Annotated in this window: 14 protein-coding genes; 4 read left to right on the forward strand and 10 right to left on the reverse strand. The window is 71.2% G+C overall.

Annotated features, from left to right (window positions below):
- The first annotated feature begins 110 nt into the window (after nucleotides 1-110).
- From fxsT to ACZ6QQ_RS08120, 3 genes are all read left to right on the forward strand, one after another.
- Nucleotides 111-3,947 (forward strand): FxSxx-COOH system tetratricopeptide repeat protein, encoded by a 3,837-nt coding sequence (fxsT, locus tag ACZ6QQ_RS08110; protein ID WP_465875155.1) that lies wholly within the window; start codon nucleotides 111-113, stop codon nucleotides 3,945-3,947.
- A gap of 72 nt (nucleotides 3,948-4,019) precedes the next feature.
- Nucleotides 4,020-5,084 (forward strand): hypothetical protein, encoded by a 1,065-nt coding sequence (locus tag ACZ6QQ_RS08115; RefSeq protein ID WP_465875156.1) that lies wholly within the window; start codon nucleotides 4,020-4,022, stop codon nucleotides 5,082-5,084.
- Nucleotides 5,072-6,268 (forward strand): cation:proton antiporter, encoded by a 1,197-nt coding sequence (locus ACZ6QQ_RS08120; protein WP_465875157.1) that lies wholly within the window; start codon nucleotides 5,072-5,074, stop codon nucleotides 6,266-6,268. The genes ACZ6QQ_RS08115 and ACZ6QQ_RS08120 overlap by 13 nt, the downstream gene beginning before the upstream one ends.
- A gap of 1 nt (nucleotide 6,269) precedes the next feature.
- Here ACZ6QQ_RS08120 and ACZ6QQ_RS08125 read toward each other — a convergent pair whose 3' ends face one another.
- From ACZ6QQ_RS08125 to ACZ6QQ_RS08140, 4 genes are all read right to left on the reverse strand, one after another.
- Complete coding sequence (locus tag ACZ6QQ_RS08125) at nucleotides 6,270-8,627, reverse strand: hypothetical protein (protein ID WP_465875158.1); 2,358 nt, start codon at nucleotides 8,625-8,627, stop codon at nucleotides 6,270-6,272.
- Nucleotides 8,614-9,735: a hypothetical protein gene (locus tag ACZ6QQ_RS08130; protein ID WP_465875159.1), complete on the reverse strand. Its 1,122-nt coding sequence runs from the start codon at nucleotides 9,733-9,735 to the stop codon at nucleotides 8,614-8,616. The genes ACZ6QQ_RS08125 and ACZ6QQ_RS08130 overlap by 14 nt, the downstream gene beginning before the upstream one ends.
- A complete protein-coding gene (locus tag ACZ6QQ_RS08135; protein ID WP_465875160.1) occupies nucleotides 9,732-10,529 on the reverse strand; it encodes a hypothetical protein in 798 nt (265 codons plus the stop codon). The genes ACZ6QQ_RS08130 and ACZ6QQ_RS08135 overlap by 4 nt, the downstream gene beginning before the upstream one ends.
- Before the next feature lie 542 nt (nucleotides 10,530-11,071).
- Nucleotides 11,072-11,911 carry an alpha/beta fold hydrolase gene (locus tag ACZ6QQ_RS08140; RefSeq protein WP_465875161.1) on the reverse strand — a complete coding sequence of 280 codons (840 nt, stop codon included), beginning with the start codon at nucleotides 11,909-11,911 and terminating at the stop codon, nucleotides 11,072-11,074.
- 185 nt (nucleotides 11,912-12,096) lie between these two features.
- Here ACZ6QQ_RS08140 and ACZ6QQ_RS08145 point away from each other — a divergent pair, with 185 nt between their 5' ends.
- The gene (locus ACZ6QQ_RS08145; RefSeq protein ID WP_465875162.1) at nucleotides 12,097-12,753 is read left to right on the forward strand and encodes a methyltransferase domain-containing protein; all 657 of its coding nucleotides are present in this window, start codon (nucleotides 12,097-12,099) and stop codon (nucleotides 12,751-12,753) included.
- Here ACZ6QQ_RS08145 and ACZ6QQ_RS08150 read toward each other — a convergent pair.
- From ACZ6QQ_RS08150 to ACZ6QQ_RS08175, 6 genes are read right to left on the reverse strand one after another with little or no spacing between them, the layout of a single operon-like run.
- The gene (locus ACZ6QQ_RS08150; RefSeq protein WP_465875163.1) at nucleotides 12,742-13,992 is read right to left on the reverse strand and encodes a condensation domain-containing protein; all 1,251 of its coding nucleotides are present in this window, start codon (nucleotides 13,990-13,992) and stop codon (nucleotides 12,742-12,744) included. The two genes, ACZ6QQ_RS08145 and ACZ6QQ_RS08150, sit on opposite strands and share 12 nt — an antisense overlap.
- Entirely contained in the window at nucleotides 13,989-15,065 is a 1,077-nt protein-coding gene (locus tag ACZ6QQ_RS08155; RefSeq protein ID WP_465875164.1) for a glycosyltransferase family protein, read from the reverse strand. The genes ACZ6QQ_RS08150 and ACZ6QQ_RS08155 overlap by 4 nt, the downstream gene beginning before the upstream one ends.
- Complete coding sequence (locus tag ACZ6QQ_RS08160; RefSeq protein ID WP_465875165.1) at nucleotides 15,062-16,063, reverse strand: phosphotransferase family protein; 1,002 nt, start codon at nucleotides 16,061-16,063, stop codon at nucleotides 15,062-15,064. The genes ACZ6QQ_RS08155 and ACZ6QQ_RS08160 overlap by 4 nt, the downstream gene beginning before the upstream one ends.
- Entirely contained in the window at nucleotides 16,053-17,054 is a 1,002-nt protein-coding gene (locus ACZ6QQ_RS08165; protein WP_465875166.1) for a Gfo/Idh/MocA family protein, read from the reverse strand. Before ACZ6QQ_RS08165 ends, ACZ6QQ_RS08160 begins: the two co-directional genes overlap by 11 nt.
- A complete protein-coding gene (locus ACZ6QQ_RS08170) occupies nucleotides 17,044-18,357 on the reverse strand; it encodes an ATP-grasp domain-containing protein (RefSeq protein WP_465875167.1) in 1,314 nt (437 codons plus the stop codon). The genes ACZ6QQ_RS08165 and ACZ6QQ_RS08170 overlap by 11 nt, the downstream gene beginning before the upstream one ends.
- On the reverse strand, nucleotides 18,354-18,614 hold the full coding sequence (locus ACZ6QQ_RS08175; RefSeq protein WP_465875168.1) for an acyl carrier protein: 261 nt from the start codon (nucleotides 18,612-18,614) through the stop codon (nucleotides 18,354-18,356). The genes ACZ6QQ_RS08170 and ACZ6QQ_RS08175 overlap by 4 nt, the downstream gene beginning before the upstream one ends.
- Between the last annotated feature and the right edge of the window lies 1 nt (nucleotide 18,615).

Genomic DNA, 18,615 nt, shown 5'->3' on the forward strand with positions numbered 1-18,615 from the left:
GCCTCACTCGATATCTGATACACACGGAATCCCTACCCGGCCACAACAGACATGGAGCGGTGATGCCCGCAACGACTCGCGCGGAAAATCCCTCTTCCCGTCACCCGCAAGTGGTCGCGTTCGCCGCACCGGGCGGCAGTGGGTCCGGTCAGACGAGCACGGCCGCCAACGCCGCCTGGACCCTCGCCTGCGCCGGTCACCGGGTACTGGTGCTCGACTGGGGCACCACCTCGCCCCTGGTCGGTGAATACCTGGGAATGCCGGTGGGCGGACCGACGGTCGAGCCGGCCCTGGACGCGACGCTCGCGATGTTCGGCGCGGACGGCACCCAACTGCCACGGATCGACCGGTACGAGATACCGCGCAGCCGTACCGGCGGCTTCATCGACCTGGTCACCCCGACCGGACACGCCTGGCAACTCGCGCCCGAACTGCCGATGAGCGCGGGTGACGGCCGGACGATCCGCGAACACCTCACCGGCTCCGGCTACGACTACGTGCTGATCGACTGCCCGGCCCAGCTCCCGAGTGCGGCCCTGACGGTGCTGGCCGAGCTCTGCGACGCGGTCGTGGTCTGTCTCCGGCCCACCCGTCAGATCCTGCCCGAGGCCGTCCGGATGTTCCGGACGCTGATCAACGACGCACCGGGTGACCTGCGTCTGGTCGCCGCACCCACCCAGTTCGGCCACGAGCGGCTCACCGACGAGCAGACCCGGATCATCGAAACCGCCTTCGCGAAGCTACCCGACACGGTCGGCGGCGGTGACGGGCTGGTCGACCTGCGGGTGGTGGAGATACCGCAACGCTCCTACCGGAACCATCTGGCCATCGTCCTGGACGAGAGCGAGCTGCGCGACAGCCTGATGCGCATCGTCGAGGCGGTCAGCGCCGGCACCGTCGCCGAACCACCGCCGATCGACCCGGTGGCCCAGGCGTGGTACCAACGGGACTTCGCCGACGTCGCGCCGGAGCTGGTCGGGTTGGTCCATATCGCGCACGACCCGATCGATCGCCGGTGGGCCGACTGGGTGGCCGAGGAGTTGCGCCGGGGCGGCGCCCGGGTGCGGCGGCTGCCCACCGACGACGGGTGGCTCACCGAATCCGACGCCGCCGACCTGGTCCTGATCGGATACCGTCCGCTGCTCGACGATCGGATCAGGAGCCTGGTCACGCTGGCGACCGGAGAGCCGCCGGCGGGTCGACCGGCGATACTCCAGGTCCGGGTCGGCGACCAACCCCGGACCGCCCACGGCGGGAGCCTGTACGGACTCGACCTGTCCCGCGAGACCGAGGCGCACGCCCGTGGTCGGCTGCTCACCCACTTCGCGTTGAAGTCCAACGCCGGCCCGGCGGAGTGGGACTCCTTCCGTCCCCGCTACCCGAACCCCGGCCCGGAGTCGGACGCGATCGTCCTGCCGGGGCGTTCGACGGTCACCAACCTGCCCGTGTCGGAGACGCAGTTCGTGGGGCGCTCGACCGAACTCGAAGCCCTGCGGGACCGACTGCTCGACGCACCCGGTGAACCCTCGACCCTGCTGGGTCCGGCCGGCGTCGGCAAGAGCTGGATCGCCCGCGAGTACGCCCGCCGGTTCGCCGCCGACTACGACCTGATCTGGTGGGTGTCGGCGGAGACCCTGGAGTCGATCGACACCGGGCTGAGTCGACTCGGTCAGGAGATGCAGTCGCGGGACCTCTTCCCCACCGACCTGCCCGACACCCGGCCGCCCGGATCCGTGGACGACCTCCAGTACAGCGCGCAGAGTGTGCTGGACGCCCTCAGTTCCCCGTACTTCACCCGGCCGTACCTGCTCATCTACGACAACCTCCAGGACCCGGCCCGTCTCGGACTGCTGCCCGACGGAGTGGCCGGGCACGTCGTGGTCACCTCCCAGCAGACCGCGCCGGCGAACCGGTTCGGGCCGGTGGAGGTCGGCCCGCTGACGTCGGCCGACAGCGCCGCGCTGCTCAAGCAGTACGTCCGCGACCTGCGCCCGACCGAGGCCCGCGCCGTCGCCGACGACGTCGGCCACCTGCCGCTGACGCTGCGACTGGCCGGCTCCTGGTTGCAGGAACAGATCACCACCCTGCTGAAGCGGGCCACCACCACCGCCACCGCCACCCAGATGGCGGCGGCCTGGTTGCGACGGGAGCACGACCTGCCCGACGGGTCCGGCACCGCGGATCCGGCGGCGACCGGGTTGCGGCGTACCTGGACGGTGTTGCGGACCAGTCTGGAACGGAGCCCGTCCGGCCGGCTCGCGGCCCGGCTGGCCGAGTTGTGCGTGTACCTCTCCAGCGACCGGATCGGCCTCAAGCTGCTGCGCAGCAGGCCGATGATCGACGCGCTGCTCGCGGTGGCCGGCGACGACGGGGACCCGCTGGTGGTGGATCCGATCGAGTTCGACCAGCTGTTGTGGACCGGCGCGCGGTTCGGCCTGTTCGACATCACCTGGGGCGCGGAGGGCCACCTGCGGATGAACCCCGCGTTGCAGCGGGTGGTGTGGGAGAGCATGTCGGACGACCAGCGGACCGGTCGGCAGCGGCAGGTCCAGCTGGCCCTGGCCCGGTACGCGCCGGGCATCCCCGAGGACGTCGACCAGGAGCAGCGCGACCGGCTCCGCGAGTTGCAGCACCATCTGATCCCCAGCGGTGCGGTCGACGCGACCGACATCACCGTCCGCCGCTGGGTGGTCCAGCAGGTGCGGCACATGCAGTTGCCTCAGGTGCGCCGGCTCACCACCGCCGCACTGGAGATCGCGGACCAGGCTCTGGCCTCCTGGTCGGCGAACACCGGAGCGGACGATCCGACCAGGATGTGGCTTGAGGTCGAGCGGGCCAACGTCCTGCGATCGCAGGGTGACTACCAGGCGTCCCGCTCCGCCGACGAGGACGTACGGCAACGGCAGGCCGACCGGCAGGGCGTGGACCACCTCCGTACCCTGATCACCACCCGGGGCCTCGGCGGAGATCGACGGGCGGACGGCCGGTACGGCAGCGCCCGTCAGTACGACAGCATCGCGTTCGACGGGTTCCGGCGGGCCCTCGGCGACGATCACGAGCAGACGCTGATGACCGCGCACGGCTTCGCGCTCTCGTCGTACCTGGACGGGGACGTACACACCGCGATGCTGACCGAGCGGGACATCCTGCAACGCCGGATCCGGCATCTCGGCACCACCCACACGAGCACCTGGTGGTCGGCCTCCAGCCTCGGCACCTACCAGCGCGAACTGGGCCAGTACGAGGAGGCGGCGCGGACGCTGGAGGACGCCAAGGGATGGATCGAGGCGAAGCTCGGCCGGCTGGCCCTGGACGACAGCGTGGTGCTCCGGGTCCTGCGCAGCCTGACCGTGACCTGGCGACGGACGAACAAGCGCGGACTGGCCCTCGGCGAGACGACGCGGATCCTGCAGGCCTACCGCCGACTGCACGGTGACGAGCACCCGCACACGTTGGCCTGCCAGCTCACCCTGGCGGCGGATCATGCCGGGCTCGGGAACTACCCGGCTGCCGTCGGGCTCACCGAGAAGGTCATCAGCGGTTACAGCGCCAGCGGGCGGTTCGGGCCGGACCATCCGATGACCGCGCTCTGCCAGATGAACCTGGCCATCTACCTGCGCGGGGTCGGCCGGGTGGGTGAGGCCGGCAGGCTGGGCGAGCGGGCTCTTCAGGTGCTTCGGGCGACCCTCTCCGGTGAGACCCACCCGTGGATCCTGGCCGCCATGATCAATCAATCCGGGCACCTGGCCGCCGAGAACCGACTCCCGGAAGCACTCGATTACGCCGACCAGGCCGCCGAGTGGTGCCGCGACGATCTGCCCGGCGGCCACCCGTACACCGCCGCCGCGTTGGAGAGTGTCCGGCTCGTCAGGGCGCTGCGCAGCGGCCCCGCCCCGACGGAGGAGCTGACCTATGTGGACCTCGATGTCGACCTGCCGCACATCTGACCGGGCGGCCCGGCGGACCACGGCGACGGTCCGCCCCCGCCCGATGCCCCACCAGCCGAAGGAGGTCACCCGGTGAACGCGAGCGAGGATCGGGTCGAGCCGCAGGACCCGGCGCAGCCGTCCCACCCCACCGGGGACGTCCCGACGGCCGACGGTGCCGAGCCGTACGCGGATCTGCGGGCACTGCTGCGCGGCAACCACGGGCTGCACTACGTGGCCCGGTACGACGGCGGCCGGCGCGTTTTCGACGAGTCCCTGTTCGGGGACGACGATTTCCCGTCCGGTGACCCGGAGCAGGATCCGAGCCCGACCGACCGGCACCGGGCCTGCCGCAGGATCGCCGACAAGATCAGCTTTCAGACCGAGAACCACCTCGACGACTGGCTCGCCAAGCTCGGCACCGGGCCGCTCATCCGTACGGTGGTGCAGTGCGCGCGGGGGACCGTCGTCTGCATGCAGCTCGTCCCCGGCAGCTACCTGGTCGGGGTCACCGTCGGGGCGCCGACGGATCCGCAACCGCTGGACGCCGTGGCCGAACAGGCCGACCGGGCGCTGTCCCGGTTCATCGAGCTGTCCCGGGACCGGCTGCACGTCCGCGAGCTGGACCTGGGCGGCTGGGAGTCGGAACGACTCCGGGACGACCTGCGCGCGGCCCGGGCGAGCGGGTCCGATCCCACCGAGGACACCGGCGAGTGGAACCTCCCGGGCGCTACGCCACCACACGTCGCCGGAGCGACCGGACATCCGGCGGTGGACATCTGCCGGAGCGTCGTACGCGCCCGTGACCTGCACCGGGTGGCGCTCTTCCGGGACGAGACGGAGGTGTTCAGCATCGACGTGTTCCACGACCACCGCCTGGACACCGGCGAGGACGGCGAGCTGCGCGCCGACGAGCGCCGCGAGGAGTACCACCGGATCGGCCGCGAGCTGCCCGACTACGTACGGGAGCTGGGCCGCACCGCCCGGCAGGCGATCGGCGGGCCGGTACAGCGCGCGGTGTTCGACGTGGCGGAGGGGGCGATCTACTACCGCCGCCTCGACCAGTCCCACTACCTGAAGGGACTGACGCTCCACCAGGATCGGGTCAAGCAGGCCGAGGACCAGTTCGCGAAGGCCGCCAACTCGTGGCCACGGTAGACGACCGACCGGACAGTCCGCCCGCCCCGGCGGGGCCCGCGCGTCGTGACGGGTGGGGCCTCGGCCGGCTCGCCCTGATCGGTGCCGCCGCCGGCGCCGGCTGGCTGCTCGCCGTGCTGGCCGACGTCGACCTGCTCGAAGGCTCCACCGGCTACCTGACCGTCGCCACCGCGTTACTGGCCGTCGGCCTCTACAGCAGCACCCGCGACATCTCGATCAGGGAACTCGGCGTCGGGATCCGTACCGTCATCCTGGCGGTGACGGTCGGCGTGCTGGCCAAGGCGGTTCTGATCGCCGGAGTCATGTACCTGGTCTTCCAGGAGCCGAGGTACGCCGTACTGGGCCTGGCCGTCGCCCAGATCGACCCGCTGGCGGTCGCGGCCATGACGCGCGGCTCCCGGATGTCGGCGCGGGCGAAGGCACTGCTCGCGGCCTGGGCCTCGTTCGACGACCCGATCACCGTGGTGTTGACCGTCTACGGCGCCGCCTGGCTGCTCGACCGGGGCGTGGGCGGTCAGGGCCCGCTCGCGCCCAGCGGTACCGCCAGCGACGCCTTCGGGCTCGGCATCGTCCAGAACCTCGCCCTGGCCGCGCTGGGCCTGGGGATCTGGGCGCTCTGCCGACGCGTCCGGGCCCGCGGCGGTCCCCGGAACCTCGACCCGGACCGGCGACGACCGGCGTTCGACGTGTTCGAGGTGACGATCCTGCTGGCGCTGCTCGGGATCGCCGTCGCATATTCGCTCGCCCTCGCGGTTGCCCTGCTGGGGCTCTTCTTCCGGCCCTACCTCGGCCGGGTGCTGGCCGCCACCACCCAGGCCGCGTTCCTGTCCGCCTGTTTCCTGCTGGGGCTGGCCCTGGCCGACGGCGTGTACGTCCGGGCCGGCCTGCTCCTGGGGGTGTCCGCCTTCGCCGCCCAGATCGTGGTGGGACTGGTGATTCCGGCCCGGATCAGCCGACGCGACCGCGCCTACCTGGCCCTCGGCCAGCAGAACGGGATCACCGCCATCATTCTCGCCCTGTTGCTGGAGCCGAACTTTCCGGGCACGGTCGGCATCGTCGCACCCGCCATCCTCGTCGTCGCACTGCTGCACGCCACCACCAACGGCCTGCTCGACACGGGTTGGCGCCGTGGACACGACGGCGCGGGACGGCAACCAACCTTGGCCGAACCGGAGAGCCGCTGAGTCAGCGGCCCCCCAGCACGCCTCTGCCGCCCTCCCACGCGTTCACCTGCTTGCGCAGCTGCACCCCGAGGTCCGAGAAGGTACGGCGGATGTCGTCGAGCCGGATGGTCGGCCGGGGCGTCTGCCGGGCGCCCGGATCCTGGTCGGCGTATCGTCCGGTCGACTCGATCAGCTTCTTCAGCTCCTCGATCGGGATGTCGTGGTAGATCGCCTCGTAGCTCGTACAGAGCAGGTCGAGTCGGTCCAGGTCGGCTCGGCTGAGTCGGCCGGCGGATCGGAACGACGAGGCGTCGTACCAGTCGATGAAGGCGTTGCGGAAGGCAGCGATCAGCTGACGGAGGAAGACCGCCGTACCCAGCGGGGCGAGCCCGTCCTGCTCACTGAGCCGAACGGCCCGGATCGCCCGCCGCGCGGCCTGCACCGCGGAGAGCGCGCCCGTCTCCGGCCGCAGTGCCGCCGCGAGGGTGTGCTCGACCCGGTCGACGTTCGCCAGGGTGTCGAGCGCCCCGGCGAAGAGTGCCTCCGGCCCCTCCAGCGCCGCGTCGGGCGCAGGGCCGCCGCCGCGTCCGGCGGTCGGGTCGGTCGGTCGACCACCACGGGACGCGGCGGAGAGCTCCCGACGGATGTCCGCGAGCTGCTGGTCGGCCGCCTCGCGGAGCCCGGCGAGTTGGTCCGCCACCAGCCCGACCAGGTCCTGTGTGCTCGCCTGCTGCCGGGTGATGCGCTCGACCCGGTCCCGGAGGGTCTTCATCGGATCCGCCGTGCTGGCTTCGTCGAAACGGCGGAGCACACCCGTGACCGCCGCCTCGAAATCCTTCGGGAAGGACTCGCGCGCGTACCGGATCGGGACCATGTTCAACACGCCTTCGAGTTCCTGGACCAGCTGCGGCGGCAGATAGCCGACCACCACGAGAATGGTCTCGAAGGTGTCGTCCTGTTCCCGTCGCGCCTCCGCCACCCGATTCCTGACCGCGGTGACGTCTCCGGCGGCCAACACAGATCCGGAGATGAGTACGGCTCCCCGGTAGTCGCCGCCGGGTCCGGTGATCCAGTAGTCGACCACCGGCTCCCCGTCGCGCTGACGGTGGCGTCCCTCGAAGAACCGGATGCCGTCCCGATGGAGTATCTGGCTCACCTCGTGCCGTACGTCGAGCACACTGGCGAGGTCGGCGTGCGTACGTGCCACCTGCTGCACCACCTCGGGGCCGATCTCGGCCCGGCTCTGCTGGGCGTGGGCGTAGAGGTAGTGGCAGAGCTTGACGATCTGTCGCGGCACACCTCTGGTCACCGCCACCAGTTCGGCGACCGCCGACTGGGTGAACGGCGCGAGGTTGTCGTCCCCGCGTACGGCGAGATGGGTTTCCTGGATGAACAGGCACACCTGGGCGGTGGTCATCGGCGGCATCCAGATGATGCGGCCCATGCGTTGCAGCACGCTCTCGCCGACCGTGGTGACGACCTCGGTCATCCCGGAGATGATCACGAAGGCACCGGACTGCCAGATCTGCTCCAGCATCCTCTTGAAGATGCCGACCCGGTCCTCGGTGGCGTCCCACCGGTCGGCCGCCGCCAGGATCCGATCGGCCTCGTCGATCACCAGCAGGAAGCGGTGACCCCGATGCCCGTAGAGCGAGACGAAGGCGCGTAGCCCGGCCAGTGCCCGGTCATTGGTGTCGATGGCGTGCAGAATGCCCCGCTGCTGGAGGAATTCGTTGGGCGGATTACCCGCGAGCCAGTTCCACGCCGTGTCGTACGGGTCGGCGTCGAGCAGCAGGGTCAGGGCGGTGCCGAGATCGGCGTCCTGGGTGACCTCGATCAGTTTCTGTTGCAGCCGTTGCAACAGCACGCTGCTCATCAGTCGCAGGTCCTTGACGACTCCCACCGGGTCGACCTCGCCCGCGCGCAGTCGGTCGGCGATCCTGCTGGTGTAGGAGAGTTCCGCCAACTCGTCGGCGACGACATCGGCGTAGTAGTCGCGCAGCAACTCGGTCAGGTCCGACCGGTTCAGCCGGAGGACAAAGCGTTTGTAGAGGTCGACGAAGGTCCCACCGGGAGCGTCCAGGTACACCGTGTACGGCGGCACGCCGACGGATCTTCGCGCGTGCCGGAGCATCGCGACGGCCAGGTGCGTTTTGCCGGTGCCGAATTCGCCGACGATGGTCAGGACCCGGCCGCGCCGTGGATGCTCGGGCGTGTGTGGCGTGCCGAGGTATTCGTCCAGCGCTCGGCTGGCCTGGTCCACCGCGTCGGTGGGTACGGTGATGGTGCCCGAGCCGCTGTCGGTGACCCGGGCCACCCAGGTCGGCAGGTACGGATTGATCCCGTCCGGCGGGTAGAGCGAGGCGTCACTGGCCGTCATCGATCCGCTCCCTGGGCTCGCCATCGATGCTGTTCCTCGGTCTCGGGACCCGCCGGGGGAGGTCTTCCGTGAGCGACTCGTAGATTCGAAGAATGTCTTCATGGGTCACCTCGGTGACGTCCGGCCGCTTCCGGGCGTCCTCCCACAACTCGAAGCAGAGCTTCTGCAGGTGCCCCAGCGGGATCGACCCACGGCCGGCCACGAAGTCCCTCATCGTCTGTCGGTCGACCCTCGCCACCCGGTCGTCCTGACAGGCGGTTATCCGACCGTTGGCGAAGGTCCAGCCGTCGTCGCCCTCCAGCGGACCGACCCGGAGGATCAGGGTGTCCTCGACGTCGTCCCCGCGCAGATTCCGGTACCAACGGTCGACGTCGGCCGGATTCTGGCTCTCGGCGAAGAAGACGAGACGGTCCGCGCGCAGGCGCAGGTAGTGTTCGGCGGGATGGCGCGGGTTGACGACCGATTCGTGCTCGGTCGTCGTTGTTGTCACCGCGTCGTCGAAGGCGGGCAGCAGGATGATCGCCACCCGATTCATGCCGGCCAGTATCGAACTGATGTTGGCGTAGATGGTGTCGGCGGACAACTCGGCGGCGAGCGGTCGGAACACCTCGAATTTCGAGGCGAGCTTGGTGGCGACCATCTGGGCGAGCCGGGCATGCTCCCGGTAGAGCAGGTCTCTGTCCTGGAACGAGGCCGGCGGCGGCTCCTGGGTCATGACGTCGACGACCAACGCCTCGTGGACCACTCCGCCGTCCTTGTCCAGAGCCGACTTGAGGTGGTACGCGCACCGGTTGATGAGCGACGTCTTTCCGCATTCCGACTCACCCGTGACGACGATCAACCGACCATTGTCGACCAGTTCGCCGTCGAGCCCCGCCCCACCGTCGGCCCGGTCCGTCCAGTACGTCCAGTAGGGCAGATACTTTTGGAATTCGACGAACATGGACTCGGTATGATCCACCGGCAGGTACCGTTGCGCGTGATCGGGAAACTTGATGGGGACCAGTGGCCGTTGGGCCTTCATCCCCAGATTGGGCACGGCGAACGGATTGGGCAGCGGCCCACGCTGGTCGAGCGCACTGCTTTCTGCGGTAGGAATCATGCTCACGTCGCTTTCTTGACCCCGCGCCGGAACGGATTCCCACGCACGAAGGTCCGGATCGGTTGTTCACGTGCCCTGATGATGTCCTCGACGGAACCCCGTAGTTCGTCGAGCGCCTGCCGGACGGATCGCGAGAAGGCGCCGTCCCGGTCGCGGTGCTGCGGCAGGGACCAGTCCACGCCCAGGTCGGCTCCGAGCGCGCCGGCGCCCAGCAACTGCCGCGCCCGATCCAGTCCGGGTGAGCCGGCCGGCCGGGGTGTCTCGTCCAACGCCTCCTGGAGCCGCCTGCGGGCGTCGTCGAGGGGGCCCGCGGGCGGGAAAGCCTTGGTCCGGTCATCGGCCCGGGCACCGAACTCACGGACCGTGGACACATAGCCGGTCGTCGCCTTGCGCAGCTCGGTGGCGTGCCGGCGCACCTCGACCGAGCGCTCCCGCCAGCCGGTGGTGACCAACGTGACGACCAGCGTGAGCAGCGAACCGATGACCAGCGGCCAGAGCACCTTCCACATGCCGCCGTCGCCGCCGCCGGACGGGGCGGCCTGCTCCAGTTGACTGGCGGCCACGACCACCGCACACGCCTGCTCGAACTGTTGCCGCTGGCTGTCGCGCCACTGCGGCACCGACTGCTGCCGACCGTCGTCGACCACCTGGTCCGGGGTCGGCGCGGGGCTGGCGAGACGAAGCAGGACGGCGGCCTCGGCGACCCGTTGCCGCTCGGTCGGGGAGAGACAGATCAGCGCCTCGGTGGACCGCTTATTCTGATCGTCGGGGTTTCCGCAGGCCACAGCGAAGACGATCACCGCGGACATCATTATCAGGCACACTGAAAGCGAGGACAGTCTTCGCCCAATGGCCCTGACTCGCATAGTCATGAACTGTATCGGTCCTACGCCACGCGGGAAGCCCTGGTGCCGACAGGATTTGTGTCGCGAAAACCTGTCGATCCATCCGATCTGGACTTCCCAAGGTGAATGAATCATGGTAGGCGCAGCCGATCATCCGACTACCACTCAACCTTTCGTCTTACCCGTACGCCAATGGCGCCGCCGCGCCACCAGCGGTCTCATCGGGACGACAATGCGGCCACCGGGAAAGTGGGTCGCCGACCCGCGGTCGGGACGTACGCAAAGGCGCCGGTCGACGCCGGGGACGGCGGGCCGGACCCGGCTACGACGGGCGACCGTTGCCCCGGCGGAGCTGGCCGACGGGCAGACGCCCCGGCCGGAAGCGCGGCCACCGTGCCGGACGGTGGTGGGGCTGTTTCCCGGGACACGGGGGTCGTGGAACGAGCACGATCCCGACTACGTGCCGGACACGCCGCCGGAGTGGGCGCGGGTGGTCGTCATCGGATCCAGCCCCGGATGATCTCCGCTGTCCGGGTCGGGTTCTCCGCCATGGCGAGGTGGCCGGTTCCGGGCACGAGTTCGGTCGAGGCGTGCGCGACGGCCGCGTACCGCTCACACGATTCGGCGGCCCGGAAGACCCGGTCCCGGGTGCCGAAGATGGCGAGGGTGCGGGTCCCGAGGGCGGCGAGCCGGGCGTCGAGCGGTCGGTCGGCGACGTACCGTTCCTTCTGCCGCTGGGTGGCGAGGAAGGCGGGGTAGGGCACGGCACGCAGGTCGCGTACCGCCCCGGCCGGGTCGTCGAAGGCCGACGACAGCGCCCCGCCCGGCGCCAGCCACCCTTCGAGTACGCGACGGCCCGCCGCTGCCGGAAGGCTGCGGTACAGCGGGCCGCCGATGACGGGGAGCCGGAGCAGCGTGTTGAACCCGGGTACGGTGGCGAGCGAGTAGTCGGGTCCCTCACCGAGCACCACCAGGGCCGCCACCCGCCTGCCCCGTTCCACCAGCGCGATGGCGACATCCGCGCCGAGCGAGTGGCCGACCAGGGTCGGATCGGTGACGCCGAGCCGATCCAGCAGGGGGTCGAGCAGGGCCGCCTGCTCCTCCGGCGAGTACCCGTGATCGGGCTTGGCCGAGGATCCGTGCCCGAGCAGGTCCGTACGGATGACCCGGAAGTCGCCGGAGAGCAGTGGGACCAGGCGGTCGTACGACCGCATCGAGCACAGGAAGCCGTGGACGAGAACCAGTGGCGGCGCGTCGGCCGGACCGTCCACGCGGGTGTGCACGGTGTGGCCGCCAACGGTGTGCATGGACCCGGTGGGCCCGGACGCCGTACCCATTTTGTGGTTCCTTTCTCCTGCCCGACTCCGAATGTATGGCCTGCGGGGACGGCTGACCCGCGATTCGGCGGACCGCCCCGGCGCCTGATAGCCTCAAATATTTCCATGTCTCATTCCGCTGTCATTTGGGTGGCGATGCGGCGCCATACGTAGATTGTCCACGGAAAGAACCGAGGGGACCGGGCATGAGCGACACATGGATAGGTCGGGCACTTCGTGGCAGACCCGCGAGCCAACCGCAGCTCGCCCGGCCACACTTCACCCGATATGCCATGTACGGCCGACTCGGCTCGATCGTCGCCGACACCATCGACCCCCACGGCGGTACGGGCCTGAGCGTGCTGGCGATCAGCGGATCGGTGCCATTCGCCCACCATGTCGGGCTGGGAAACGCCGACATCTTCGAGGCCAACTATCCCGAATTCGACATGCTGTCGCTGTCATTCCCGGACAATCACTTCGACGTGGTGCTCAGCGACCAGGTGCTCGAACACGTGGAGGGAAATCCCTTCGCCGCCGTTGCGGAAAGCGTGCGGGTCACCCGCCCCGGCGGCTACATCATCCACACCACCTGCTTCTTCAACGAAATCCACTGCGCTCCCCAGGACTACTGGAGGTTCACCCCGGAAGCCCTCCGGCTGCTCTGCCGTGGCGTCGCCGATCCGGTCGAGATCGGTGGGTGGGGAAACCTGGCACTGCTCCCGCTGACCCGGTTGGGGCTCCGGTTCCGGCCCGTTCCGGCCGCCCGGTGGCACCCGCTGCACCGGCTCGCCGTACGCGACAACCCCCGGTGGCCGATCACCACCTGGCTGGTCGCCCGCAAACCCGACTCATCCCGGTGACCGTGCTCCGGTCAGGGCGTGGACCCGCGCCGGCATCCCGTCGAGTACGGAGCGCACGGCGTACCCGGTCCAGCCCACGCCGTTGCCCCGTACGTGCGCCACCAGCGACCCGTCGACGTCCCGACGGAACCTGATCCCCAGGAAGGACGTCTCGCCGGTGTCCGGCTGCCCGGCGGCGGCGGCCACCACGGCCGTCGCCGGCCCGAACGGGATCGTGTCCGGACGCAGTTGCGGGATCAGCTCGACGAACGGCACGAACGTCGCGGGGTTGGCGGAGCCGCGGGTCACCCGGTCCAGGGTCCAGGTGGGGTACCGGGCGTAGCGCACCGCCGCACCCAGCCCACGCGCCACCGCCGGCAGATCGGCGGTCGCGGTCAGCGGCACCGCCACGTACGACGGGGTCAGGCACGGGCCGGCCATGGTTCGCCACCTCGGGTCGTCCCGACGCTCGAACAGCGTGTTGAACAGCAGATGGTCACCGGTGCCGGTGACGACGTGCGCCGCCAGCTGCTCGGTCAACAACGCGAGCAGGCCCGCGAACGACGAACCGCGCCGCGACCGGGCCCACGCCTCCAACCGCGTGAACTCGTCGCCGGAGAGCACCGACCGCCGCAGCGCGAACGGTGCGTCGCTCGCCAGGGCCGACGGCGACCCGAGACTCACCTCGGTCAGCCCGGTCCGCCACCAGCGCGCCGCCTCGGCCTCGTTCGCACCGGCCACCGTCGCCTCGTGGGCGGCGTACTCGCCGTACTGTCCGGTCGGGGGTGCCGGGGGCGGGGCTCCGCAGCGGGCCGCGTACAGGTCGCCGAGGTCCCGCAGGATCCGCCACAGCGTCACCGGGTCACCGAACAGGTGGTGCAGGTGCGCGGCGAGCAGGTGTTCGCGCGGCGAGCGGCGTACGACCCGCAGCACGAGCGGTGTGCGTACGGTCGCCACCGGGACCGGGTGGTGCACCAGGTCCTCGGCCGCGCCGGCCCATCCGTCGAGCACTTCGAACGACGCGGGCACCGCCGCCTCGACCACCTGTGTGCCGGCGTCGAGGTCGACCCTGGCCCGCAGCACGTCGTGCCGGGCGACCAGGTCGTCCGCGGCCTCGGCCAGGATCCGCAGGTCCAGTGCGCCGTCCAGCGCCAGGACGGCGTTGACGGTGAACCACGGGTTGGTCGCACTGCCGGGTCGCGCGCGTTCCCCGTTGACGATGTAGCGCTGCCAGACGGACAGCGGCCAACTGGTGCTCACCGATCGCCCTCGCTCCCTCGTCGACTGGTCGCCGCCAGTAGTTCGGTCAGGTCCGGGGCTTGCCGAGCCGCGCCGGACAGGGCCGCGTGCGCCCGCGCCAGCGGGTCGGTCGGGTAGCCACGGTCGCGCCACTCGTCGAAGCTGACGCCGAATCCGAGCCGCTGCCACAGCTCGCTGTTGCGTCGTTCGTGCTCGCCGAACGGCGCCAGCAGCACCAGTGGGGTCGCCGACCAGAGCGAGTCGAGCAGGGTGCCCCCGCCGGGCTTGCTGACCACCGCCATCGACGTACGCGTCAGGTCGAACGACGGGTGATGACCCGTGCCACGGACGAAGTCGGTCGCGGTGCCGGGGCGCAACCGGCCGAGCGGCGGGTAACCGTCGTCGGCCCACGGCTGCCACCCGGGGTCGAGGAGGTGGTAGCGGATCGCCGGGTGATCGACCGTCGCGTCGGCGGGCTCGTAGGCGACGACCTCCAGCGAGTAGCCGGCGGCCGCCAGCTCGACCGAATGATCGCGGTAGGTGCCCATCCCCCACCCGCCGCCGTGCAGCAGCAGCGTCCGGTCCCGGTCCGCCCAGGGCACGGGCGGCGTACGCGACACCGGGATCGTGGTCGGTATCGTCGCCCGGTCGGCGTCGGCGAGCCACACCCGGGTGCCGGGGTAGGTGGCGCTGTCCCGGAAGGACGGCGAGGCGACCGAGTCGACGTGGCACACGTACACGTCGGTGTCGCGGCGGCCTTCGGCGTACCGGGTGACGACGGGTAACCAGTAGCCGGAGAACACCACGAACCGCCGTGGCCGCCGGGTCGACCAGTCGGCGAGGAGTTCGTCGAGCCGAGCGTCCGGCACCGCGTCGAACGGGTTCGTGGCGATCCGCTGCCCGGTCAACGCGACCCGGAAGTCCCGGTGGAAGGCGGTTTTCATGGCTCTGGTGGTGGCCAACTTGGCCGGTGGCAGCAGCCGCTCCAGCGCCGTCACCCGCGCCGGTACGCCCCGCTCGCGAAGCCGGTCGGCCAGGAGCAGACCGGGTACGTGCACACCGAGGGCGACCCCGGAGGTCAGCACCTCGATCACGACGGTGCCCCGTCCAGCCGGTCCACCGCCGCGCGCAGGTGCGTGGCGACCAGTCGGGACAGTGCCCGGTCGCGAGGGCCGGTCGCACCGCGCGGAACCACCTCGACGGTCATGATCAGGTACAGGTAGACGCGGTACAGCTCCAGTCGTCGCCGGGCCGCCCCGGTGAGGTAGAGGGTCCCGCCGGCCGCCCGGTAGCCGGTCACCAGGTCCGGATCGTTCTCGGCCCGCCCGAACACACCGAGTGACGGCAGTTCGGCGAGCGGGTCGCCCCAGAACGCGCGTTCGCCGTCGACGACCCCGGTGACCCGGCCCAGGTCCGGGTCGATCAGCACGTTGCCCGGCCACAGGTCGAAGTGGACCAGGGCGGGGACGGTGACCTCGGCGAGCGCGTCCCGCCCGGCGTCGAGTCGTACGCGCAGCGCCTCGGCGGGGACCGGCAGTTCGACGCCGTACCGTACGGCGTCGGCGAGGACCGCCTCGGTCATGCCGGTGAACGCGGTCGGCCAGTCGGGGGCCAGCCCGAGTTGGGGGTAGCCGTACCCGGTGCCGCTGACCCGGTGCAGGCCGGCGACGGCCGTACCGAGTTGCCGGCGCAGCCGCGCGGTGTGCCGGTCGGCGAGCCGGTCCTGGGCGGCGAACCAGTTGACGCCGGGCAGTTCGGTCATCAGCAGCCACTCGGTGGGCAGCAGGTCGCGCCCGGTGTCGAGGTGCACGACCTCCGGCAGGGGCAGGGTGTCCGCCGCCGCGCGGTAGAAGGTGGCCTCGGTGGCCAGCAGTTCCCGCTCGTAGGTCAGCCCCGCCGTGGCCGGGGGCGGGGCGATCTTGAGGACCAGCCGCCGGTCCCCCGCGAGCACCCGGTACGCGGTGTTGAACGTCCCCCCGGAAATCGGCTCGACCAGCGCGCCCGCCGGATCGGTCACGCCGGCCCGCCCCAACATCTCGTCCAACCGCGCCCGGTCCGGTCGGACCCGCCGGTCGGTCAGGTCACTGGTCACCGTGTTCTCCCTGGGTTGGTCCGCATGCGCTCTTCCGGATCGCGGCCATCACCGCGATCCGTTCCGCCCCGGCGGCCCGTTCGGCGGTGCGCTCCGGCCCACCGTCGTCGGCGAGGTCGGCAAACCGCCGCAGCTGCCGGTCGTAGTAGGCGACCGGCGGGAACGACTCGATGGTGGTGCGCCCGTCGGCGTGTCGCACCGCGAGGTTCAGCGGCAGGGCGCCGAGGGTCGGCCGCAGGAAGGCCCGCACCCGTACGCGGGCGTCGGCGAACCGGAACTCGTGCTCGGCGACCGGCCCCGGGGCGAACCGGCAGACCAGTTCGGCCCGCACACCGTCACGCTCGACGTGGGCGGTGAACTCGGTGTCGACCCCGCTCGGCGCGACCCGGACCCGCCGGCCCCGGCTCCGCGCCCCGGACAGTCCGACGGTCGCCTGCACGGCCTGCAACCAGTAGCTCGCCGCGTCCAGGAAGATGCCGCCACCGAGGTCCGGACGGAGCCGGTACCCGCCGTCGGCCGGTGGGCCGAACTGGATGGTGGTCGTCATCGACCGCAGCGGCCCGTACCGGCCGTCGGTGATCATTGCCCGTACCGCGTCCTGCCACGGATGTCCGGCGGTGGGCACCGCCTCGGCGGCGTGCACACCGGCCGTTTCGGCGGCGGTCACCAGCGCCTCGGCCTCGGCCGTGGTCAGGCAGAGGGGTTTCTCCACCAGCACGTGCTTGCCGGCGCGCACGGCGGCCAGCGCCCACCGGGCGTGCGCGGAGTTGTGCAGCGAGACGTAGACCGCGTTCAGTGCGGGGTCGGCGATCAGCTCCGCGTAGTTCCGGTGCACCCGCAGCGGACCGTGCCGCTGGGCGAACGCGCGGGCCCGGTCCGGGTCGCTCGCCGCGACCGCGACCGCCGCCACGTCGGGAATCGACCCGCTGGGCGCGATCACCGCCCGGACCGCGATCCCGGTGGCCCCGATCAGTCCCAGCTCAAGCCGCACGTGCCACCCCCGTCGGGTGCAGACCCGCCGATGCCAGCGACGCGAGCACCCGTTCCCGCACCGCCGACACCTCCGCCGGTACGCAGCGCAGCGCACAGTGCCACCGGGTCACCGGTGCCGCCGCCACGCCGCCGAGCGGAACGCATCCGGCGCGGTCTTCCGTACCGCTGCGGTAGAGCAGGTCGTCGCGGCGCAGCGCGTCCAGCAGTCGACCGGTGGTGATCTCCGGGGGTGCCGCCAGCTCGACCTGCCAGAGGTGGACGCGGGCCGGGTCGTCCGGGTCACCGGCGCAGGTCCGGTCGACGTCGAGGATGAGGCGGCCGAGCGAGATCCTGGCGTTGATCTCCAGCACCGGGATCAGCGTGCCGTCGGTGAGCACCATCGCGTCGACCGAGAGCGGCCCCCAGTAGCCGGCGGCGAAGACCCGCCGCGCCACCTCGGCGGCCACCTCCCGCAGCGCCGGTTCCAGCGGCGCCACCGCGTCGCCGGCCGGGCCGGCGCCGGTGAAGCGAAACCCCCGATTGTGTACGGAGCACAGCCCGAGCCACCGCCAGCCACCGTCGCGGCCGAGTTCGCCGTGTGCGGACAGGTCCTGCCGCCTGTCGTAGTGCCGCTGCACGAGCAGTTCCACCCGTTTGCCGTCGGCCACCTGCCGGTCGAGTACCCGCGTGATCGCCCGCAGCACCCCCGGCGACGGCACGGCCAACGCGCCGCCACCGGAGACCCCGAACGGGTCCTTGACCACCGCCGGGAACCCGACGGCCGCCACCGCCGACGCCAGTTCCCCGGTCGAGCGGACCGACACACCGGCGCCGGCCAGCCCGAGGTCCTGCACGAGGTCGTTGGACCAGGTCTTGGAGTTGACCCGCGCCACGTCCGCCACCGCCGGCAGCCCGTTCGGGGCCCGTACGGCGAGCGCGGCGACCGGCCCGGTGACCGCGTACGGCGCCAGCCGGTGGACGCGCAGCAGGTCGGGTGCGGCGGGGTCGGCGGCGAACAGCTCGGCGACGCCGACCGGTGCCGCGTCGTCCGGGCCGGCTTCGTCCGCGAGCGCCCCCGCGACGGCGTGGTTGGTGAACCGCAGCCCGGCGTCGGAGAGCACCGCGAGCAGTTCGCCGTCCATGGCCCGCCGGGTGACCAGGGTGTCGCCGGGCGCGCAGAGGCCGGCCAGTACCTCGTCCATCGCGGCGATCCGCCCCTGCGCCGACGACACCAGCTCGGTCACCTCCGGCAGCCGGGCGAGGTCCGCCGGTCGCCACGACCGCTCGGCGTCGAACGCCCCGAGCCGCAGCGCCGGGATCACCGCACCGCCACGCCGTCCAGGGTCACGATCCAGGCCCCGAAGCTGCGCACCGACCGCAGCAGGTCCAGGCTCAGCGCCTCGTAGTCCAGCTCGATGTCGAAGGCGTCCTCCACGCCGAGGAGGAAGGAGATCGCCTGCAACGAGTCGAGCCCGTACTCCTCCACCAGGTCGGCGTCGGTGTCGATGTCGGCCGGCTCGGTGCCGTTGAGCAGTACGCCCGCCAGCACGATCTTGATTTTGGCGTAGACCTCGTCCACG

This window comes from Micromonospora sp. NPDC049529 (assembly GCF_055586685.1).